The sequence below is a fragment of the Sediminibacterium sp. FW305-C-49 genome (assembly GCF_058231085.1).
This window is the reverse complement of the sequence record NZ_JBIQXS010000002.1, coordinates 591,269-613,623: the sequence shown is the minus strand read 5'-3', so window position 1 is coordinate 613,623 and position 22,355 is coordinate 591,269. Positions and strand designations below refer to the sequence as shown.

The following is a 22,355-nucleotide window of genomic DNA, read 5'->3' as shown; positions in this document are numbered from 1 at the left end:
AACATGAGTCACGTAGTAATCAAAGGGGGTAAAATCCTAAAAGAGGGCAAGAAGGGTCAGACCATTGAGATCACTTATACAGAACAGGTAAGCGCTGATAGTAAGATCGCCAGCCTGACTAAAGAAGATTGCAATGAGCCCCGGAAACAACTCAAAGAAGCGTTTGCTTCATTGGCCGTACATGCGGCTGTAAAATGCGAGTTTATTCCATCGGCCATCATACAGGATATCACCAACTACAACCCAGACCTGGTTAAAGATTTCAGAGTAACAGGATTCAGCATAGGCGGCAGTGAGGAAGACCCTACGGTGAAAATCTATGTAGTCCGGACACTGAAAAGCGGTGACCCTATGGGCTTCAACACCCAAAACATCAGGCTTGAAGATGAGTCCTATGTGTTTCACAAGGACCTGCAGGAATGCATAGATACTTGTGAAGACGAACTGCGCAAATATCTCAATGGTGAATACGGTGTAGCACCTGGTGAGATGGATTTCAACGGGAAAAAATAATTAGTCAATCAAAAACTCAAATACAATGACCGAACCAAATTTCAAGATGATACCGCTGAACAGTGTGGTACCATCACCAACCAACCCACGAAAGTCTTTTGACGAAGCGAAGACTATCGAACTATCAGAAAGCATCCGTGAGAAGGGTGTATTACAGCCTATTCTTGTAAGGCAAAAGGGTGATAAATACGAGATCGTTTGTGGCGAAAGACGTTACCGGGCTTCACGCATGGTGCAAGCTGTTTTTGCACAAAGAGGCTCTATTCCTGCGATAATCCGTGAGCTGTCCGATCAGGAAGTAAGAGAGATGCAACTGATCGAGAATTTCCAGCGTGAAGATGTACACCCAATGGAAGAAGCTGTGGCTATCAAAGCAGCAGTTGAAAGCGGAAAATACAGCATGAATGATGTGGCTGCCAAGGTAGGCAAAAGCGTTACCTATATCAAGCAGAGAATGAAACTCAACGAGCTGATAGATAAATGGCAGAAAGTGTGTTTCGACAATCGCATGAGCATTAGCGATGCGCTTAAGGTTGCCTCGTTGCCGGCCAAGACTCAAGCGGAAATGTACAAGGATCAAATGAGTGGAAGCGATACCAGAAGTTTTGCACTCAGTCATTATTCTTACAACAAGTATCTGGGCAAGCTGCGGGAAGCATCGTTTGATCTAAACGATGAAACTCTGGATAAAAAAGCAGGTCCCTGCTCTAAGTGTCCCTTCAATTCTGCCGTAAGCAAACTTTTCCCTGAGTCGGACGAAGCTGCAATCTGTAATAACATTTCCTGCTTCACACACAAATCTGATATACACTTTGACCGTGAATTAAAAATCGCAAAAGAAGATGCTACTATTATTCTGGTAACCCAAAACAGCAGCTCTGATGTTGCCAAAAAATTAAGAACAGAAGGTCTACAGGTTCTGAACTGCTCTTGGTATAATGGCGACTGTAAAGCGATTGAAGCCCCGGATCCAAATTTACCGATATCAGAATACAAGGAAGAGTTTTGCTATGAAGAAGACACTGACGAGGAAGTAAAAAAGCAGTACGAGCAGTACCTGAAGGACGAACAAAAAGAAAAGGAAGCGTATGACAAAAAGATCGCGACCGGTAAGTACAAAAAAGCATTTGTAGTAGATGGATCTAACCAGGGCAAATACATCTATGTTGAAATGACTGCAAAGTCATCATCGAAAAGTGGCAAAGCAGGAGAAGAGAAAACTGCAGGCGCTGATGATATAAAAGGGGAGATTTCCTCGATCCGTGACAGGCTGAAAAGAAGCGCTGAAATTGATCAGAATAAGATTTGGGATAACATCAAGGGAGAATTCAATCCAGAAAAGCACCTTGATAAACCTGGAACTCTCTCCCAAGCTGAAATGAATGGTTTAGTAGAGTCATTGCTTAACAAACTGGATTATCATCAAACTGAAAAATTCAGAAAAGCATTCAAACTTCCTGACGTAAAAAAGAGGTCCGATGTATCAACGGAAACTCTGGGTAGAATGCTACGCTTTTTCATGCTGGCCACTCTTCCACCTTCTATACTTTTTAAGGGATATGATAATGATGATGAAGCGCAATTGTGTATAAAAATAGCTAATGAATACTTCCCTGAGAAACTGGAAAAATCAATTTCAGATCAGAATGCAATTGCTGAGAAGCGGAAGAATAACGCAGAGAAGAAAATTGCAGCTCTGGAAGCAAAGCGAAAAGAGTTGATGAAAGAGGAAAAAGCAACAGTACCTAAGAAAGCTGCTCCCAAAAAAGCTGTGAAGAAACAGGCCGTTAAAAAACCTGCAAAAAAAGTTCCCGTAAAGAAAACAGTTAAAAAGTAGTTATGTCCCCCCAAGACCGTCTGCAGTGGTATGAGGCTTTCTTTCAGAAGGTGCTGGCTATGCGCCGGCACCACTATGATAAGAAACGCTTCATCCACGGGGCGGCTGAAAAGGAGTACAAGGCGAGTCTTGAAGTTGACAAACTGATTCGAGAGGAAAATAAGCGCAGAGAATCCCTAAAACAGCAGATATGCCCAGACAAGTGATCACAAAGAAGGCTGAGAAATATATCACTCAGAATTACAAAACTGTTAGCGGTAAATCTATGGCCAGACACCTTGGAGTTAGCGCTACTGCAGTTCAAAGGTTTATGCGATTAAACAAACTTAGGGTTTCAAAGAAAAAACAACTGGAGTTTAAGCGTGATGCGATACTGGAAACCTATAGCAAAAAAGAGCATCATTACGATTCAATACTAAAACGTGACTACCTGTCAACTCCAGAGAAAAGGCTTGCAGAAAAAATTGGTAAGTCGCATACCTATGTAAGAGGAAGGTTAAAGAAACTCGGACTGAAAATTCCAAAGAGGATTATCGAGCAAAGGAAGAAAGATGGCCAGATCAAACCAGGTTCGACTCCGCCAAACAAAGGAATGAAACAGAGAGATTATATGAGTCCTGAGGCCATTGAAAAAACAAAAGCAACCAGGTTCAAGAAGGGTAACCTTCCTCACAATACTAAGGATAAGGATGATGTTATAAGTATTCGATATGATCATCCGGATCGAAAAGGTGGCCGCACTTACAAATATATCCGAATCAGCCTTGGAAAATGGAAGCTATATCATATCCACGTCTGGGAGAAAAAGCATGGCAAAATCCCTCCCGGTCACTGCTTATGGTTCAAAGATGGCGACTCACTGAATTGTAAACTATCAAACCTCGAATTGATCACAAGACGTGAGAATCTCAAAAGGAATTCAGGCAGTACCAATCTTTCTAATGCATATATCGCAGGCCTCATAACACACAACGATCCTGAATTAAGAAAAAAACTACTGGAGAGCGGATCTCCAATTATCGAATTGAAACGCAAACAAATTCAACTAAAAAGAAAAATCGATGCTAAGCAAAAGAACAACAACCAGGCTTGAGGAGATGAAAGGTAAAACCTTCATCTACGGTGGTAAGATCCACTGCATACTCGAATTTACCGATAACGGTACTGAAGAGGAAGTTACGGTGAAAACAAATATCAAAAATTTCAAAAGGTCGTATGATTCTATTATCCCCTTTCTGGATGAATTTCAGCCTTATGACCAACCGGTTAGTGTATTACCTGCAGTTGTTGACAACACCGACAAGGAGGTTGAAGCAAGCGTATCCAGGGCTGATAAAATGATAGCATTACTGGAGGATAACATCGTAAAGGTGCAGGCAGACCCAACTTATATCCCACAGGCGACGTGTATTAACAACAATGTAAACGCCATCATCAATATTGAGAAGATGCGTTTTCAGGCGATTAGCCAGAGAAGAAAAAAGAATTAACCAAAGCCACTACCTCCCATGGCCAGAAAGAAAGAACCCGGAATATTTTACTACAGCATGGAAGCTGATCATACCTCCCATCCTAAAATCAGGCTCGTTTTTAATGAGTTTGGAGCAGATGGATATTGGATATGGTCCTGCCTGCTTGACAGGATTTATAAGGTCAAAGGCTATTATTACGACACAAGGGATAACGATGATCTGGAGCTGTTCGGCTCTGAGAGCTGCCGCTTACCCATGGATAAAGTCAGAGGGGTTATTGAGGGGTGTCTCAGAAGGGATTTATTCGATAAGGGAATCTACCAAAAGTACCAGGTTCTGACCAGTGACCGCATCCAGTTAACCTACCTAAAAGCGACGGAAGAACGCAGAAGAAAGGGCACTGATATCGAGCTGATAGATGACCTCGTTCTGGTGCATGAGGACATCCCTAATCTGCCCTATAATCATCGAATTTTGCTTATTTCCACGGAAAAATTCAATTCTTCCACGGAAGAAATAGTTAATTCCACGGAACAATCCCCAAATAAAAGTAAAGTAAAGAAAAGAAGAGTAGATAAGAGTATAGTTACCGAATCTGACGATTCTAAAAACCACACTCCTGAGGAACAAGCCAAATTCAAACTCTTTACCGAATGGATCCTCAAATATGCTCCGATGGTGGCAAAGATGGAAGAGCCTTTTTCCATCGAACAATACCTGAAACTCAAGCAAAAGAATTACACGGCAGAATCTATTCAACAACTTCTGATAAAGATGCATAACTGGAAACCGCTGCTCAAAAAGAATCGGTCGGCTTACCTGACTTTACTCAACTGGAATCGCATGCAAAAAGATCGCGAAGGTGATCATGGAAACAATGGCGAAGTAAAAACAATGGTACTGTAACATGACGAATGCACAACTTTTAGAAGAACAGGGTATTAACCTTAAGAGCAGGACAGCCGGCACCCATAAGCTGACTTGCCCAAAGTGTAGCCATACCCGCAAGAATAAAAAAGACCCATGCCTGTCCGTCAATATCGATGATGGCTGGTGGAAATGTCATCACCCGGATTGCAACTGGTCTGGGAAAGTATACCAGGGGCCAGTAAAAATTGAAAAGAAAGAATTTACACGTCCGGTGGCCAGACTGGAAAAACTGGCGCCCGGAACAATAGCGTGGTTTGAAACAAAAAGGGCGATCAGCAATAACACGCTTCTGCGCTTTAAGGTTACCGAGGCAGTAGAATGGATGCCCAAGGCTCAGGCTAAGGTGCCTACCATTTGCTTCAATTACTACCGGGCAGATAAACTGGTTAACATCAAGTATCGAGCGCAAGGAAAGGATTTTAAAATGGAATCCGGAGCCGAGTTGATCTTCTACAATATCGATTCGATCAAAGAAGAAACCGAATGCGTGATCGTTGAAGGTGAGTTAGACTGTTTATCGTGCCATGAAGCAGGCGTCTACAATTCGATCAGTGTACCCAATGGCGCCAGCAAGGGGAATGCGAAACTTGAGTATCTGGATAACTGCTGGGAGGATTTTAAAAACATCCGCAAGATTATCCTGATGACCGACGATGATGATGCTGGCGTCTCCCTTCGCGATGAACTTGCTCGCAGGTTAGGATATGACCGGTGTTGGAAGGTATCCTATCCAGATGGCTGCAAGGATGCGAATGAGGTTCTGACTAAGCACGGGAAAGAAGCAGTAAAAAAAATGATCGATGAGGCAACCCAGTGGCCGTTGGAGGGAATCCTCACAGCTCATGATCTGGCTGATGATGTGATTTCGTTTTACGAGCATGGTTATCCGAATGGGTACGATATACCGGTACCGGGTATTGAAAATAAACTGCAGTTGATGCTGGGTCAGATAACCACCGTTACCGGTATACCCGGGTCCGGTAAGAGCGAGGTGGTAGACTGGTGGATGGTAGAGATCAGTAGAAAGCACGGGTGGAAATGGGCTATCCTTTCTCCAGAGAATCAGCCCGTGAGTCTGCACGTAACAAAACTTGCACAGAAATATTCGAGGAAAAGTTTTGCAAAGAGAGATGATCCGGCTTTTAGAATGACAGACCGGGACCTGCTTATGGCGATCGATTTTATCAATGATCATTTCTTCTTCATCAACGAAAACGAAGTGGATATATCGGTACCAGGTGTGATGGATAAACTGAGGGACATGGTCCTGCGCCTGGGTGTTAAAGGCCTGCTGATCGACCCGTGGAATAAACTCCGTCATGCCAAACCAAAAAGCGGCAATGATCTCGACTACACTCGAGAGGCTCTTAACCAGCTCAGCTATGGCGCGAAGACTAATGGAGTGCACATTATTCTGGTGGCCCACCCAACGAAGATGAAGAAGGTGAAAGTGAGGGGTAAGGAAAAGTATGAGGTGCCAACGATGTACAGTGTCAGCGGCTCTGCAGATTTCTACAACATGACAGATAACGGGGTTTCGGTTTACCGTGATTTTGAAACAGGTGTGGTTGATATCTACCGGCAGAAGATCCGTTTCAACTGGCTTGGTGAATTGGGTTTTAGTAGTTACAGGTTTGATTGGCAAACGCAGCAATATGTAGCAATGGGTGATGAAGCAGGATTGATACCGAGAGCTCCGGAGGCTGCGGGCTGGTCACAAAAGGAGGATGAATCGGAAGAGTTACCGTTTTAAAATGATTGATATGCCAGAAAGAAAATTAGCTGATACTGAGAGGCCTCGTTTTGATCTTCCTCTTAAACCAGTTCAGGTGAACAATCTGGACCGATGGAAGAAACGACTGTGGAGATATAATGTTCCGGAGAGATTGATCGAACTGTTTTGGGAAGATGCATTTGGTAATGGAATAAAAAGAGGGATTGCGATAACTGATAAAATTAACGAGCATGAGCAAGCGATGGACGGAAAAGGATATTCAACGACTGGCCACAAATGGGGTGAAGGTAAAGGGCATAACTCCGGAAAAAGCGAAGAAGAAACGTAAAGCTAAGCCGACAGCTCCTCAGTTACTGGAAATGAAACAGTGGTTAACGGTACTGGGTATACCGTTTGAATCTGAGTATAGGTTTGATGATAAAAGGAGATTCAAGTTTGATATCACATTGAAGGAACATAAGATAGCATTTGAGTATGAGGGTATAGTTGGCAAGTTCTCGAGACATACAAATGTCAAAGGATACACCATAGATACAGAAAAGTATAATCTGGCACAATCGAAAGGATGGCGGGTGTTTCGATACACAGCCTTGAACTATAAGAACTTTTTATCTGACTTAAAAACACTATTGAATTTATGAAAATTACAATCGAGAGTACAACGAAAATAGTAGAGGTGAACGGATTGCCTTGCCGAATATGGGAAGGTAAAACCGAAAGTGGTGTTGAAGTTCATTGCTTTATTCACCGGGTGGCTGTATCTGCAGGCGAGTCTTCAGATATACACGATCAGTTCAAAAAAGAACTATCGGAGTGTGCTCCACCATCAGTCAATGTAATTAGTTACCCATTAAGCATTATTCTATGACAGTCATTTCATTACTCCAGCCGTGGGCAACACTTGTAGTCCTGGGCGCAAAGAAAATAGAAACCCGGAGCTGGGAAACACCCTTCCGTGGTGAGCTGCTGATTCATGCCAGCTTAGGAAAGTATTATGGTACCGGTAGAGATAAGGTTTCCTGTAGGGAGCTCTGTTATCAGGACCCGTTCAGAAAATACATTGATGGTGGCCAGGCTTATGATAAGCTGCCATTCGGGGCCATAATTGGAAAGGTGAATATGAAGGCCTGTTCTGATGCAGACTTCTATCTGTCATGCAAAGAAGGTGGTATTGAGTTATCAGAAGATGGTTCAGGTAGTTGGGAAGAACAGATTGCATTCGGTGATTTTTCATCAGGACGATTCGGTTGGCTGTTTGCTAATCCTATAAAGTTTGACTACCCTATTCCTGCTAAGGGAAAGCAGGGATTTTGGAATATCGATCTCGATTATTAAAACAATACTCATGATACTAACAAAGGAATGGCAGCCGTATGATGGCAATTACCAGAAAGAGATGCAGGATATAAAACTGAAAAACGGTGATGTTGTAACCCACTGCTGGCCGAATGCCGGGTTTTGGAATCCTACTAAAAAGCGAGGTAATGGAAAATATTACGGCAAAGAGATAGCGAACGACGAAGTAGAATTTGTAAAACTTTCAAATCAAAATTAAACATGAAAAGAAAAATTCAGTTCAACGCTTGGGATATCCAACGCAAAAAAATGATTCATAATGTAGCAGTATATCATGACTGTGCAATTGGATTCACCGCTGACACAGCAAGAAATGTTTATGGACACGATTACACTCAGTGGCCCGGTGGTGAAAGAGTGCCATGGATGTTCATGGCGCCCAGTGAAGTGATCATTCTTCAATCATCAGAAATGCCTGATAAGAACGGAAACATGATGTTCGATGGTCACATTGTAAAATGCGAGCATGAAGATCCTGTGGAAGATGCCGGCAATGGTGAAACTTACCACCATATAACATTCCGAAACGGAAGTTTTGGATGGATCGGGGAGACCACTGGTGAATTTTATCCCTTCTCAGAAGACGAGATGAGTGATTGTGAGATCGTTGGTAACATATTTGAAAACCCGGAACTATTGAATCGGAATATCCGTGAGTAAATCATCAAAATTAAAAATCAGTAAATAATGGAAAGTAATACAATAGAAGCCTACCCACTTTGCTGGCCTGCTGGTTACAAAAGAACAAACAATCGTCTGTGGTCACAATTCAAACAGACTTACGATAAGGCCCAGCAGTTTTTGAGAAAGGAACTGGAACGGCTCGGTGCGAAAGATATTATTGTAAGCACAAACCTCCGTCTGCGAAAAGACGGAATGCTTTATGCGGATGAGTTAAACCGTAAGATTGATGATCCAGGTGTTGCTATTTATTTCAAATACAAAGGGAAGCAGGTTTCTATGTGCTGTGATCAGTACAATAAAGTTTGGGAGAACCTATACGCATTAGGAAAAGGGATAGAGGCTTTGCGTGGAATGGAACGTTGGGGTGTTAGTGAATTTCTCGAACGTGCCTTCACTGGCTTTACGGCACTACCGTCATCGATAATAGTTCCACACAAGAAACCATGGTGGACGGTAATGGAGTTCACAGAAAAGCCAAAATCTTTTGATGAGGTTGAATCCGCATACAAAAGACTTGCCAAGTTGAGACATCCCGATATGCCTGGTGGAACAACAGAGGGCTTTCAGGAATTGGGAGCTGCGTTTAAAGAAGCCATGGGCCAATATTGATCATTATGGATACACGAAAGCCAAATCTGGGTAAACTGCTACCGGTCGGATACGAGTTTTTTGCCACCACAAAACGGATGGACAAGAGTCGCGGAACTTATGGCTGCAAGTTAAACAAAGAACTCAACGGACCGTTGATAACGTATGAAGTTTTGCGAACTGGCGATAAGCGATTTTTTACCAAAGGGAAGCGGCGGTATTACTGTGTAGTATTGGGCCTTGCTGAAATGCAAACGGGTTTACATAGAGGATCCATTCAAACACCACAACACTTGTTACCCCCGGCAAGAATAACTGGCAATCGTTGGTGGCAATTCACTTATCTCGTCAAAATTTTAGAGCACTGATTATGAAACTGAAAGTAAAAGATTTCCAACGTGTAACCCATATTGACGCTTCAAACGGTTCGATCAATATTTATGAGGGGAAGATCGATCAACCAGGTCACAGGCTACATGACTGTAAAATACACAAATCCTCATTCCTCCCAAACAGACGAGGAATAAAGAATGGTGACGTGTTCAGTCAATCGATAACTATCGAAGATGGTAGCGATAACCCACCAACGTTTGACACGCTCGAACAAATCATGAAGCACTATAATCTTAAACCTGTGGAAGAATGAACTACTACAAAGCAAAGCCGATCGCTGACAGAATTGTCGAACTGCTCACGCCTCACTGTGTCCCTGATCGCATTCACATTGCCGGCAGTATCAGAAGGGAGAAGCTCGAAGTAAAAGACATCGAGATCGTCTGTCAGCCAGCTCGAGAGTTCAAACAGACGGACCTCTTTGGCGGTGGCGAATGGAAAATAGTACCAGGTTATCATCAGGCTCTGGCACAGATTACCGAAAGTATACTACTCGGTGAGCCAGACGGCAGGCAGATGAAGATCAAGCTAAAGGGAGTAGATATGATTCTGGATCTATTTACCCCTCGCCCGGAAGATTATTTCCGTATGTATGCCATCCGGACCGGATCAGCAGAGTATTCAGCCAATGTCATTGCTGCCGGATGGGTTACTAAAGGATGGTGCGGCACAACAAATGCCGGACTCCGCCTGCAGAGGCATTGCATCAAAAAGGATAGTGGATGGTTCTGCCTCAACCTCGAGTCTGAGACACCTCCCGCCTGGCAGAGTGAAGAAGAGTTTTTTGAATGGCTCGGCGTTCCATTCGTCGGGCCCAGAGAAAGAAACCTATAAATAAGTTTCAGAGTTATAAGTCATTGATTTTGAATGATGACAGAAGACATTTTTACCCGGCATCAAATTGCCGGGTTTTTCTTTTACATCCATATACTTTTGACTGCATAGAATGGGAAATTATGAGTAAGGATAATATCAAATTATCGCAGTTGAAACCTAACCCGAAGAACCCGCGTAAAATATCTGACGATGAATTTGATAAACTTAAAAACTCTCTCGAGCGTGATCCTGAGATCATGACTGTAAATCCGATCGTCCTGAATGCCAAAAACGATCTCACTATCCTGGCCGGAGAACAGCGTTACAAAGCATTAAAGGAACTCGGATATCAGGAGTTACCTGGTACATGGTTGCTTTTTGCCGATCATCTTACCGATGAGCAGAAACAAAAGTTTATCATTCTCGATAATTACCATTCCGGACTATGGGATATTCCGAAGCTTTCAGAACACTTCGGGGCAGATCTGGTCAATAGTTGGAATATTGTTATTCCCGACTTTAATATTGATATGCCAGAATTGCTAAGTACGTCCGGCAATATCCCAGGTCAAATCACAAAGGCACCATCAGCTACCGACAACGAGTATTCGGTATTTGAGCTTGTTATGTTACACGATAACAAACTGCAGCTCCTCGATACGCTAAACATCATTCGACAACAAAACCAATTTGAAAAACTCGAAGAGGCTCTCATGCATCTCGTAAATTCTTTCACTAAATAAATCAATCACACATGAATCCCTCTTTTTCAGCCTTCCAATGGAAGGACGGCCAGCTCCATGACCAAACTTTAAGTGCATACCCAACCAGACTTCATACGGTTGTCGGAAATAACATCATGCACTTTCGACCAGGTTCTACCTATTACATTTTCCAGTTTGATGGGTTGTCATACATCAATGGCCGTTTCCCTGTGCCAAAAAACTATTATGCATGTACCACGGAAAAGGATAATTACATACAAGGTGGAGAAGGGTCGAAATCCATTATCATTGAAAGAGTGGGGTTTGAGGGTGTTTTTTTCATTGGTGGGCCCATTGAAACAAAGGGAAGATTGAAATATATTGATGGATGCACGGATTCTCTACTCATACCACCCGTAAAGCTGGGAGACCCTTGTTTAAATCACCTGCATTTCCCTGCCGGCATTAGCCAGACTATGCACACCCACCCATCTATCAGGGTAGGATTGGTCGCCCGTGGCCATGGTGAATGTATTACGCCCTTCGGAAACATTCCACTGTTCCCCGGACAGATATTTATCATCCATCAGGAAACAGGCGCTAATGCTTCAGGACAGGATGGTAAGGAGTATCCTGTCGGCTCTCATTGCTTCCGAACATTTGATGGCACCATGGATGTCATTGCATACCATCCAGATTCAGACTTCGGTCCACAGGATGAAGATCATCCAATGATCAACAGAACGATCGTTGATGGGGTCTCCGCAAAACACATTGATGATATCAGAACGAAGTAACCATGGCAATGAAAGTCAGAAAAAAGCAATATACGGAACGGAACGTATATGAAGCTGCAAAAGACCGTATCCGTTATTGCTATAAAAACTTCGATAAGGTTGTTGTCTCCTTTTCCGGGGGCAAGGATAGTACGGCAGTACTCAACCTCACAATTGAAGTAGCAAGGGAACTCAACAAACTACCGGTGCATGCTTGCTTTGTAGATGAAGAAGCGATCCATCCCCCTACCATTGAGTACGTGGAAAGGGTAAGAAAGAACCCGGATGTATTCCTCGAATGGTTTTGTCTACCGGTACAGCATCGAAACGCATGCAGCAATGAGCAACCGTTCTGGTATTGCTGGCACCCGGAAGAAAAGGATCTGTGGGTCAGGGATCTTCCAGAGTGTGCCATAACCGAACATCCAGCATTCACCTTTGGTCAGACCTTTCAGGAATGGCTGCCCTCGATTTATGGACCGGAACACGGAAAGGTCTGTTGGCTCACCGGTATTCGCACCCAGGAAAGCCTGAGACGTTTCAGGATTATTGCCACCAAGCGCAACGACGCATTTCTTACCACCTCTGCAGAGTTTAAAAACTCATATCGGGCTTTCCCTATTTACGACTGGAGCAGTGAAGATGTTTGGAAACTGGTAGAACAGCAGGACCTGGACTACAATCGCACATACGACATATTCAACAAAACTCAATTACATAGCAAACTGCTTCATCAACGTGTTTGCCCGCCCTACGGTGAAGAACCTTTAAGAGGACTATGGGTATATGCAGAATGTTTTCCTGAATTGTGGCATAAGATGATTCATCGCGTGAAAGGGGTGGCCACGGCTTGGCGTTATGCTAACACTGAACTATACAGCAATTGGGAAAAACCGGAAGGAAAAACATGGAAGCAGTACTTCGATATACTGATCAATAACTACGATCCGGAATATCAAGACATGATAAAGGAAAATGTAAACCGCTTGATTCGACAGCATTATTCCAAATCTAATAATCTGGTACCTGATGAAGAACCGAATCCACTCACCGGTGCGTCATGGAAATTCTTTGCTAAGATCGCCCAGAAAGGAGACTTTAAGGGTCGACAGTCGCAGAATATGGTCGGAGAAGGAATGAAGCAGCTTGATAAACTTGGTATTTCACTCGAAGAAGCAAAAAAACTCTATGGAAAATAAATTACCTCTCGAAGAAAGAATCCAGAACCAGCCTATTAGTAAAATATTGTGGGTGCACAGGGACCAACTGAACCCCAATCTTTACAATCCGAATAAAATGGCTCCTCCAGAAATGAATCTTCTGGTAGAATCCATTGTTAAAGATGGTTGGCTCTTCCCTATCTGTGTATTACCACTGGATGTGCATATTGAAGGACTTACCGATAACGAAAAAAAAGATCGTTACACCATCATTGACGGCTTCCACCGGTATAAGACATCAGGCAAACCTTCAGTTTATTCCCTTACCGATGGAATGGTCCCAATAGTATTCCCATCAGGAGTAGATCATATTGCAACTACCGTTCGCATGAACCGGGTAAAAGGAACTCACACTGTCCTGGGTATGGCTGATATCATAGAAATCCTTTTGAAGCAGGGTAAATCACTTGAGTATATCTGTCTGGAATATGGCATGGAATCAGAAGAGGTGTATCGTCTTGCTAACCGTAAAGGAATACCAAAAACAGACATTGTTACTGAGTCGGGATGGTCAAAAGAGTGGAGACCTGAGTAAAATCAATGAATGTTCCTAAATTTGTGGAGAACCCGACAATAAAACGGCTATGGCTAAAGCCCAAACCAAAGGAGGAAAAAGAGGGAATCCTAATATCAGGAACCTGGGTAAAAGATTCTCTGCTGATTACCAACCGGAAAACAAAAGAAAGTCTACCAAGTTCATGACAGAACTGATCATCAAGAATTTGGAAGGACCGAATGAGATTATCATGGAGGGAATAGACGTAGAATCAGGCCAGAAGCGAAAGTTTAAGGTCAAGAATCCCACCAAAGACATTATCGTAATGGCTCTTCTGCGTAAAGCTGCGAATGGTGATACGGTGGCCATGCGTGAGGTGTTGGACCGTGTTGAAGGCAAGCCTGTATTTACCGCTGAAGTAGACTTGCCGGGTATTACATCTATCGGTTTTCAAGAAGGGTGAATAAGTTTTCCACAAGAATTAGCAAACAACCATTTATTTTGTTGATAAATCAATCGTTTTGCAGAGGGCATTACCCACATTACCAAAAGAATTACAGAGTCTCGATCTGTCGCAACGCAGGTGTTTTAACTGCAATCATCGGCTGATGGATGTTTCTGGCAATGTAGAAGTGATAGCTTGTAAGTGCAGTAAGTGTGGGCAAATGAATTATATCGTAGGTTCTTTAACAACAACCAGCAAGAAGATCAATTAATCAAAAGAGTCTCAATGAAGGCCGGAAGTTCCTTTTAATATCAAGGAGCTGTCCGGCCATTTTTATATATGGCAGAATACGTTTTCAATACTGACTTATTCAATCCAGTCTTCTGGCATCTTCGCCCATTACTTGACGACCCCAAAATCAGATATATCTACATTGAAGGTGGTTCAGGTGCTTCAAAAACATTCAGTATTGCTGATGCTACGTTGATACACATGATCGAGACAGGTCGTAGCACCATGTGTTTCCGACGCTTCGGTGCACACATTAAAGACAGTGTCTACAAGAGCTATAAGGCATCATATACTCGCCTTCAACTTGGCCGGTACCTAAAACCGCTTGAGTTCATTATCAAATACCCTTACAAAGATGCACAGATAAGGTTCAGGGGTTTGGATGATGAGGAAAATGTAAAGGGGATTGAAGACTATGATATCATCTATTGTAACGAGTGGAGTCAACAATCCTCACAGCTATGGGACCAGCTTCGTAAACGTCTACGTGGAAGACCCAATCAAAAGTTTATCTGCGATTGGAATCCGATCAGCTCTCAGATGTGGCAGTATAAGGATTGGTTGGATTTGGATGAATGGATAGACATGCCGTTAAAAGTAAAAGCTCCGACCAGGTATACCCAGCTCAATACTCAGTTTGCTTTTAAGCGTATAAACAAGAAGGGTAATTCTGTATGGATGAAAATCACTTATCGGGATAATTTCTGGATGGTAGGTCACCCAAAAAAGAAATACGGATATATAGACCGTGAGGCACTGGATGACTTTGAATGGGACCGTCTGTATCGTCCAAATTTTTATCGAGTTTATGCAAATGGCGAACGTGGTATCATCCGGACCGGTGGAGAGTTCTGGAAACAATTTGATGAAACACGGCACATAAAGCCACTGAAGTACACACCTGGTCCCGTTCATTTATCAGTAGATGAAAATGTCAACCCGTATGTTACTGTCAGTTGCTGGCAAGTTAATAACGAGGATAAGCAGCTAAAACAGATACACGAGCTGCCATGCAAAACTCCTGATAACAACGCCCCTAAATCAGCTAAGAAAACTGCAGAGTGGCTGAGATCAATCGGACATGAAGATGTGATATTCCTGTATGGAGACCCTTCTGGTGGTAAGCGTTCCACAGTGGATGAGAATAGCAAATCATTCTTTGACAAGTTCACTGAAGTGCTTAGGAAGGAAGGTTATACGGTTATCAGTAGGGTTGCTAAGGCGCACCCTCAGGTAGCACTCAGCGCAGCATTCATTAATGAGATGTATGAGTTCAGTCTATATGGATGGACCATTATCATCGGTGATCATTGCAAAGTTTCAATTGATGATTACATAACTGTAAAAGAGAATCCAGATGGTGGTATGGTGAAGCCAAAAGAAAAGGATCCTGCTACTAACATCACCTATGAGCCGCACGGACATTTCTCTGATGCGAAACGTTATTTCATAACCAAGTGCCTGGAGCATTTATTCGCTCAATACAAGGCAAAAAATAAAAGAGGCGGAGGCTCAGTCTCCGGTTAAATATGATACTTACCGAACCGCAAATCAAAACGATCCTTACGACCAAGCCCAATAGTGCGTTATGGTCGAGAGCACAGTCCTTTAACAAGGAGCTGTGCACCCATTTTTATGGTACCAATATGGAGGCAAAGCTGCAGACCATTGACGGCTATGAAAAAGAGGCTATGCGTAAGGAACGTGTGAAGTACGCAAAGAGCAATAAGGATCTGTTCTCTCGTCTCTCCCGTCCAATAGACAAGGTTTTCTCTGCTCGTGGCGGTTCTATCTATTACAATATGGGAGATCAGCAAGATAAGCGCGCCTCATCCCTGGCTGCTGATGTGCGTGATGGATTGAGTTGCAAGAAATGGATAGAATCGTATTGGAAGCCTCACTTCCTCGATGATCCCATGGGTATGATCTTTATGGAGATCGATAACACTGGCAGTGTGTACCCTACTTATAAAAGCTCTACATCAATTGTTGAAGGAATGCCAAGGGGTGTGCACATGGAGTACGTTGTATTCAGTGTCAGCAAGTCAGAAAAGAAGAAGGTTAACATTGACGAATCGTGGACTGTTTATCGAATAATTGATGATGCATTCGATTATTATGTTCGGGTAGATGATGGTAACATAACCATCTTAAAAGATCACACCTACCCTAACTACTTTATGGTTGTGCCGGCTATATTGAATAGCGATATTGCTGATCCGGAAATGCAAGATTGCTACCTGTCAATGTTTAATGATGTCATTGACCTGGCTAATCATTTCTTACTTAAAGGGTCAATCAAAGTAACACATGAATTCCTGCATGGCTTCCCAAAGTACTGGGAGTATGCTGATGACTGCATAACATGCAAGGGTACCAGCTATGTAGATTCAAAAGAATGCCAGTCTTGCAAAGGGACAGGTAAGAAACTGATGACCAAGGTTAGCGATGTAAAGCTGATGTCTTACCCGGATAGCAAAGAGACCCCAATCGTAACACCTAATGTTGCTGGATATGTAGAACCATCGAAGATATACTTCGAACTGGTGACCAGTGATCTCGAAGCTCTTGAGGATGCTATGACATTTACCTTATGGGGGACACATCGAAAACAGGCTCCTTCTGATGGAAGCAAGCAACCAGAAACTGCAACAGCTTCGTTCCTCGATGTCCAACCAGTACAGGACCGGTTAAGCTCAGTATCAGAATCTGCAGAGAAGAGACACAAGTTTATAATTGACTTTAAAATAGGCGTCGAACTGCGCCCTGGGTATCAAGGCTCTTCTATTAACTATGGCCGCAGGTATCTTATAGAAAGCCCTGATGCTATATGGCAACGTTATACTGATGCAAGGCAGAAGGGGGCACCTGTAGGCATTCTGGATGATATGCTCGTTGAGTTTTATGAAACCAAGTACAATGGTGATCCATTAGCAATGGCCATTAAAATAAAACTGATGAGTATCGAGCCAATGGTCCATTATTCCGTTTCTGATATCATTGACTGGCCAGTAATCCCACTTGAAAAACAACGAAAGTGCTACTTCGGTGATTGGCTTGCTACGATGACAAAGACAGATCTTATAGTGAAAACATCTGATCAACTGAAGCAAAGTCTTACCGCTTATGTTATTAAGATATCTGAAAGTGATGACCGCAAAGATGATAAGACTCCTCTGGCCGTGAAACTTGGAGTAGGTGGCACGCAGTCTTTGCAACTGATACTCGGTGATCCAAATATTGACAAAGTAAGTAAGCAGAATATATTGGAGATACTGTTTGGTATAACACCTGAGGATGCACAAAAGATGGTAGCGCAGGAAATTAAGAAAGAACCAGATCCTGCTCCTGTTCTTGAACAATAAATAGTCATTCATTAATCACTTAAATACAAAATCATGAATCACTTCAGAAAAAAAGCCGCTGTAGAAAAATACAGCGCACTCAAATTAAACGGCGCCTCTGAACAGGAAATCAGTGATGCTATCTCTCAGGATGAAAAAGCCTACACTCCCGAGGAAGTTACAGCAATCCTTACAGCAATTGCAGGTGAAAGTGGTGAACCTGGTTCTGGCAATTCATCATCCCCTGGTGAAGAAAAAAAATCACCAGTTGGGGACATGTATGAGGAATGGAGCGTTGAAGCGAAGTACAAAGAAGTAACCGACGCTACCGGTAAACGTATTGGTAATAAGCTCATTGGTTTTGATAAACTGAAGAAAATCAGAGAGACCAGGATCAGCAGTGAAAGAGCCGAGTTGCTTAATTCGCAAAGCGAAAACACTAACCTCAGGCTGTATCCTAAATCGTAAACTACTAATTAACTTATTAAACCAATAACCGTTATGGCACTTAAGAAAGAAACAATCGAAAAAATCGCTGCGCTTACTAAGGTACCGGTAGCTGATCTGGAAGCAGCTATCAAAGCAGAGCAGGAGGTTGATGTTACTATTCCTGAAGGTCTATCAGTTTTTACTACTGAAGAGATCACGACACGCGACAACAATAAACGCAATGAAGGAATTAGCACAGGAAAAGAGCTGGGCATTAAAGAAGTTCGAACCGCTGCAGGTATTGAAGAGGGTATCGGAAAGGACCCGGTAAAAGTAGCGGCCGCAATAGTTGACAAGGCTGTCAAAGATGCAAAGATTCAGCCTGATGCCCGTGTTACACAGCTCACTGAGCAAGTAACTCTATTGCAAACAAAGAATTCAGATATGGAAAAGGCCGTTGCTGCTGCTCAAACCGCTGCTTCTCAGGCGACACTTGATGCAAAACTTATTTCCCTTTTCCCAAAAAACAGGGCAGGTTCACTGACTGATGGAGAGTATTTGACTCTTATCAAAAGCATGGTATCATTCGAAGAAGTGGATGGTAAGACACAGGTGAAAAAAGACGGCCAGGTGATGCGTAAAGTAAATACGCAAGATCCTCTCACACTTGAAGAAGCTATTCCTAATATCTTCGATGAGCGAAAGTGGGTAGAGGTCGCACCAGCCGGTGGCGGAGGTCGCGGAGGAAAGGATGTACCTGCAGGTGCCGCAATTACAAGCCTGAAAGGTTTGAAAGAAAAATACACGGCAGAGGGCAAGAGTATACAAGGCCAGGAATTCGCAGCCGAACTGGAGCAGCTTGTAAAAGAGAATAAGGACTTCGATATGAAAGAATAAATCAGCCCCTACCACTTGTTCATAGAATAAAAATAGCCTCGCTTATGCGGGGCTTTTTTATGCTGGCACAAAAAAAATCTTTGGTTTATTCATAAAATCAATAGTTTTACATCAACGGAGCAGGTTGCTCCAAGCAAATCGGGAAGGTTTCCCAAGCAAGATAGAGGCGGTGCCTCAAGGCATTCGAGCGGTGCTCGGCTTTTTCACAACCTCTTTAAAATGGCAAATTATACCGCTTCGGCATTACTCGCCGCACAAGCTCGTTTCATTCCACAGTTTGAAACACCAGAGCTCAGGAGAAAACAAAACCCTGCGCTCATGCTGGCTCTTAAAAATACCAGCGTTACTATCCCCACACATCAGGATTTGCGGTTAAAAGACAATCGCCCTGTTAAGGCCTACATCAAAACCAAACGTGCCGCTTCTGCGCAAACAGCTAAGGCGCACAACCATACCGGTACAAAAGCTGATTCTGCTGAAGTAACACTGTCGTGGATCAGGATTGTGGAGCCATTCACCATCTATCTGAAGCAGGGCCAGAGTAATATCTTCCCTTATGCTGAACAGTTGGCTCATGAGTTGATGGAATCAGCTCAGAACATTCACAGCCGTGCAGGAACACTGGCTTTGGCACATCTGCAAAGTAATCGTTGTCAGTTAGCAGCGCCAGCTACTGGCGGAGCAGGTAATTGGAATGCCGGTACTTCTGCTCTTGAGATAGCCGCTGGTGATGATAAGGTGTTCTTCCAAAATATTGCATCATTCATGCGCAAGCAGAACTACCGTGGCCAGTTCGATATTCTGGCCGACAGCATTCAATACCGCAAAGCTGAATTCTTAGGCAACCAGGGTACTGCCAACAACACAAACCTGTCTTTCCAATTCCGTGACCTCAATATCGCTGAAACCACAGAAGATATCGATCCGGGTAATTATGCCAATGGTGCAGCATTAATCATGCCTGCCAACAGCTTTGCTGGCTTGCCGTGGAATGATCCAGCAAACCGCCAGGGAAAGGGAGATTATGACTCCACATTGGGTGGCTATGGTGTTATTGCTGACCCATTGGGTAGCGGACTCACTTTGGATTTCCACGCATACACTGAACGTGCCGATGGCAGCGCTCAGGGCGGTGGTGTTCAGGATGAGGTATTGGAAGCAGAGCTTTCACTGACTATCGGATGGGTACTGCCACCATTAACCACTGCCAACGAATCAGTTGTGTACCAAGCTGCACAATTGTAAGCTGGTAACCTGGTAAACCAATTATTCACTTTTCAATTTTGATACAGATGAAAAAGTTCATCACTTATTTGATCATTGGTGTCTGTGCTTTTGCGGCACCGGTGATCTCTCATGCGCAGACGCAGTATTCAACGGGAACATATTTACCCACAGTTGCGGGTGATACGCTTACCAATGCTGATTCTGTGGCCAAGATTATCAAAGTAACTGGAGGCTTTGCAAGTTTGGGTATTCAGGTAGTACTCAAACAAGCAAGCGGATCGTTAACAGGCAAGGCGTATCTGTTCAGATCCGGTCCGAGTCGTACCTATGTTCTTGTTGATAGTGCCAGTTATTCGGCAGTTCCAGCAGGGGTTGCGGGAACGGCATTCGGTGCCAATTCGGAAGGATATACGCATACTGCAACGTTTACAGTTACGAGTCCACCATTTGTTAATTACCTGGTTCTTCCGGTCAGTACTGCAACGGTATCAGCTCCCCTTAAGATCTGGTATGCGTTCCGAAAGTATAACACTGAATAACCAACTGAAACAACGATATCATGTCAGCACCTACCGGATATAGTAATTCTTTTTCTGTCGCAAAAGTCACAGAAGCATTGTCTGGTCGTATCGGATGGAGACAGCCGACACAGACAGGCTTCTTGACTCTTTCTGATGACAATAAGAGAGCTACATCCGGTAGATATTTTGATGACTTCCACGCACTGGTAAATGCAAAGAATCTTTATGATGTAGTCTCTGATCCTGCAATAACGGATCAGAATTATAATAGCTGGCTTTCCAGTCTGCAGAATTCGGTCATCATGAGAAGCGTGAACAATGTTTTACGTGAACCCGAGTATATTGAACAGGTATTACTTTTTGATCGGGAAGGTACTCTGGACCAGCCCATTGATAACAACGGATTATTTGTCGGTTACAAAATCAATGTCGCCCACGCTTTTGATTACGCTACACAAATTGACAGTGTAGCGTTGCTGTTTGACAGCGATGCGACATTCAACCTGTATTTGTTCAAAGATGGTCGGAAAGGTAAGATCTGGGACCAGCAGGTTACTGTTACAGCCGGTGATCAGAAGGTTATCTCAATCACAAACCTGCTTCTCAAATACATCGATGATAATGCAAAAGGTGGCATCTTCTATTTTGGATACTTTCAGGACGAGCTTGGCGGTGCCAGGGCAATTCGCGAGCAGGTTGCTTGTTGGAATAAAACGCACATGTTTAGTGCGTGTCCGTTTGGCTCCAAAAAAATAACTGGTGAAATCAATTTTGATCGCAACCAGATAATTGAAAGTGGCTTCCCTTATGGCATTAATCTCGAAGTGAGCTCTTTCAAAGATTACACCCTGAAAATTGTACGTAAAGCAAATCTGTTCGATGAATTAATAGGATTACAGATGGCAGCCATGGTAATTGAGATCATATCCAATGCAACCAGGTCTAACGGCGGTGAGCGTCTGCTAAAGGATAATGTAGACAAACTAATGGCTTACATGGATTTACATGGCACAGCTCCGATCAGTAATGCCTCAAACACGACTGGGTTGAGTAAACGCATACAATTAGAGTATGAGCGGGTACGAAAAACCTTTTTCCGGACACCTAATGTACAAACAGTAAACGTGGCAGATATATGATGATACAGAAACAAAGCCCGCAAGGTATCGATTGGTATGTGCAGGCACTACAGAAACGCATACATGACCACGTAGTTGCTAAGTGGCCAAATACAGTGACTTACAAAAGCTATCCACGTTGCTATCGCAACAAGCGTGACAAAGGTTATGTGGCAGAGCTGTATTCGGCTAATAACAACTATACTGATGTTTACTGGGATGACAAGGTTGATGCTATTTCATTCTTCGGAACTGATAGCAAAATCGGTATCTCAACAGCCAATATGACCGGTGTGCATCTTGTATTCTTCGTGAACCTTTCCAAATTGAAACCATCGCGTACTGATCGTGCAGATCAGGAGGTGAGGGCAGATGTACTCGAAGCTATCGGACGTTATTCATTTGGTTTTCGTGTTGATAGTGTAGAGATGTATCTGGAGAATGTGCTGAAGGAGTACCCGGGATCTTATGAAAACAATTCTCTTAAGGTTGTGGACATGCATCCCATTCATTGTTTCAGGATCAATTTCACTTTAATGTTCGATCCAAATAAAAATTGTTAA

25 protein-coding genes are annotated in these 22,355 nt (G+C 43.2%); all 25 read left to right on the top strand.

The features are described 5' to 3' along the window. Positions 1 to 3 precede the first annotated feature (3 nt). The 25 genes from ACH3Z1_RS10065 (at position 4) to ACH3Z1_RS09945 (ending at position 22,355) form a co-directional block, all read left to right on the top strand. A complete protein-coding gene (locus ACH3Z1_RS10065; RefSeq protein WP_490821802.1) occupies positions 4 to 513 on the top strand; it encodes a hypothetical protein in 510 nt (169 codons plus the stop codon). 25 nt (positions 514 to 538) lie between these two features. Then, complete coding sequence (locus tag ACH3Z1_RS10060; RefSeq protein ID WP_490821801.1) at positions 539 to 2,350, top strand: ParB/RepB/Spo0J family partition protein; 1,812 nt, start codon at positions 539 to 541, stop codon at positions 2,348 to 2,350. 202 nt (positions 2,351 to 2,552) lie between these two features. Next, on the top strand, positions 2,553 to 3,443 hold the full coding sequence (locus ACH3Z1_RS10055) for an HNH endonuclease signature motif containing protein (protein ID WP_490821800.1): 891 nt from the start codon (positions 2,553 to 2,555) through the stop codon (positions 3,441 to 3,443). 4 nt (positions 3,444 to 3,447) lie between these two features. Then, positions 3,448 to 3,840 (top strand): hypothetical protein, encoded by a 393-nt coding sequence (locus ACH3Z1_RS10050; RefSeq protein ID WP_490821799.1) that lies wholly within the window; start codon positions 3,448 to 3,450, stop codon positions 3,838 to 3,840. A gap of 18 nt (positions 3,841 to 3,858) precedes the next feature. Next, the gene (locus ACH3Z1_RS10045; RefSeq protein WP_490821798.1) at positions 3,859 to 4,728 is read left to right on the top strand and encodes a DUF4373 domain-containing protein; all 870 of its coding nucleotides are present in this window, start codon (positions 3,859 to 3,861) and stop codon (positions 4,726 to 4,728) included. Between the two features lies 1 nt (position 4,729). Continuing rightward, on the top strand, positions 4,730 to 6,505 hold the full coding sequence (locus ACH3Z1_RS10040; protein ID WP_490821797.1) for a toprim domain-containing protein: 1,776 nt from the start codon (positions 4,730 to 4,732) through the stop codon (positions 6,503 to 6,505). Positions 6,506 to 6,515: 10 nt separating this feature from the next. Continuing rightward, a complete protein-coding gene (locus tag ACH3Z1_RS10035) occupies positions 6,516 to 6,815 on the top strand; it encodes a hypothetical protein (RefSeq protein ID WP_490821796.1) in 300 nt (99 codons plus the stop codon). A gap of 536 nt (positions 6,816 to 7,351) precedes the next feature. After that, a complete protein-coding gene (locus ACH3Z1_RS10030) occupies positions 7,352 to 7,822 on the top strand; it encodes an ASCH domain-containing protein (RefSeq protein ID WP_490821795.1) in 471 nt (156 codons plus the stop codon). A 10-nt stretch (positions 7,823 to 7,832) separates the two neighbouring features. Continuing rightward, a complete protein-coding gene (locus ACH3Z1_RS10025) occupies positions 7,833 to 8,042 on the top strand; it encodes a hypothetical protein (RefSeq protein WP_490821794.1) in 210 nt (69 codons plus the stop codon). A gap of 2 nt (positions 8,043 to 8,044) precedes the next feature. Further along, positions 8,045 to 8,503, top strand: a complete 459-nt coding sequence (locus ACH3Z1_RS10020) for a YopX family protein (RefSeq protein WP_490821793.1) — start codon at positions 8,045 to 8,047, stop codon at positions 8,501 to 8,503. 27 nt (positions 8,504 to 8,530) lie between these two features. Further along, positions 8,531 to 9,136 (top strand): J domain-containing protein, encoded by a 606-nt coding sequence (locus tag ACH3Z1_RS10015; RefSeq protein WP_490821792.1) that lies wholly within the window; start codon positions 8,531 to 8,533, stop codon positions 9,134 to 9,136. Between the two features lie 621 nt (positions 9,137 to 9,757). Next, a complete protein-coding gene (locus tag ACH3Z1_RS10010) occupies positions 9,758 to 10,342 on the top strand; it encodes a hypothetical protein (protein ID WP_490821791.1) in 585 nt (194 codons plus the stop codon). A gap of 122 nt (positions 10,343 to 10,464) precedes the next feature. Next, positions 10,465 to 11,067: a ParB N-terminal domain-containing protein gene (locus tag ACH3Z1_RS10005; protein ID WP_490821790.1), complete on the top strand. Its 603-nt coding sequence runs from the start codon at positions 10,465 to 10,467 to the stop codon at positions 11,065 to 11,067. A 116-nt stretch (positions 11,068 to 11,183) separates the two neighbouring features. Further along, positions 11,184 to 11,825 carry a hypothetical protein gene (locus ACH3Z1_RS10000; protein WP_490821789.1) on the top strand — a complete coding sequence of 214 codons (642 nt, stop codon included), beginning with the start codon at positions 11,184 to 11,186 and terminating at the stop codon, positions 11,823 to 11,825. 8 nt (positions 11,826 to 11,833) lie between these two features. Beyond that, entirely contained in the window at positions 11,834 to 13,003 is a 1,170-nt protein-coding gene (locus ACH3Z1_RS09995; protein ID WP_490821788.1) for a phosphoadenosine phosphosulfate reductase domain-containing protein, read from the top strand. Continuing rightward, positions 12,993 to 13,559, top strand: a complete 567-nt coding sequence (locus ACH3Z1_RS09990; protein WP_490821787.1) for a ParB N-terminal domain-containing protein — start codon at positions 12,993 to 12,995, stop codon at positions 13,557 to 13,559. Before ACH3Z1_RS09995 ends, ACH3Z1_RS09990 begins: the two co-directional genes overlap by 11 nt. 49 nt (positions 13,560 to 13,608) lie before the next feature. Further along, the gene (locus tag ACH3Z1_RS09985) at positions 13,609 to 13,983 is read left to right on the top strand and encodes a hypothetical protein (protein ID WP_490821786.1); all 375 of its coding nucleotides are present in this window, start codon (positions 13,609 to 13,611) and stop codon (positions 13,981 to 13,983) included. Positions 13,984 to 14,304: 321 nt separating this feature from the next. After that, a complete protein-coding gene (locus tag ACH3Z1_RS09980; protein ID WP_490821785.1) occupies positions 14,305 to 15,783 on the top strand; it encodes a phage terminase large subunit in 1,479 nt (492 codons plus the stop codon). A 119-nt stretch (positions 15,784 to 15,902) separates the two neighbouring features. Then, positions 15,903 to 17,621: a hypothetical protein gene (locus ACH3Z1_RS09975; protein WP_490821784.1), complete on the top strand. Its 1,719-nt coding sequence runs from the start codon at positions 15,903 to 15,905 to the stop codon at positions 17,619 to 17,621. A gap of 33 nt (positions 17,622 to 17,654) precedes the next feature. Continuing rightward, positions 17,655 to 18,068 (top strand): hypothetical protein, encoded by a 414-nt coding sequence (locus ACH3Z1_RS09970; protein ID WP_490821783.1) that lies wholly within the window; start codon positions 17,655 to 17,657, stop codon positions 18,066 to 18,068. Between the two features lie 33 nt (positions 18,069 to 18,101). Next, positions 18,102 to 18,926, top strand: a complete 825-nt coding sequence (locus tag ACH3Z1_RS09965; protein ID WP_490821782.1) for a hypothetical protein — start codon at positions 18,102 to 18,104, stop codon at positions 18,924 to 18,926. A gap of 219 nt (positions 18,927 to 19,145) precedes the next feature. Beyond that, on the top strand, positions 19,146 to 20,171 hold the full coding sequence (locus tag ACH3Z1_RS09960) for a hypothetical protein (protein ID WP_490821781.1): 1,026 nt from the start codon (positions 19,146 to 19,148) through the stop codon (positions 20,169 to 20,171). Positions 20,172 to 20,218: 47 nt separating this feature from the next. Further along, complete coding sequence (locus tag ACH3Z1_RS09955; RefSeq protein ID WP_490821780.1) at positions 20,219 to 20,692, top strand: hypothetical protein; 474 nt, start codon at positions 20,219 to 20,221, stop codon at positions 20,690 to 20,692. 20 nt (positions 20,693 to 20,712) lie between these two features. Then, positions 20,713 to 21,813, top strand: coding sequence for a hypothetical protein (locus ACH3Z1_RS09950; protein ID WP_490821779.1), 1,101 nt, complete (start codon positions 20,713 to 20,715; stop codon positions 21,811 to 21,813). Further along, a complete protein-coding gene (locus ACH3Z1_RS09945) occupies positions 21,810 to 22,355 on the top strand; it encodes a hypothetical protein (protein WP_490821778.1) in 546 nt (181 codons plus the stop codon). The genes ACH3Z1_RS09950 and ACH3Z1_RS09945 overlap by 4 nt, the downstream gene beginning before the upstream one ends.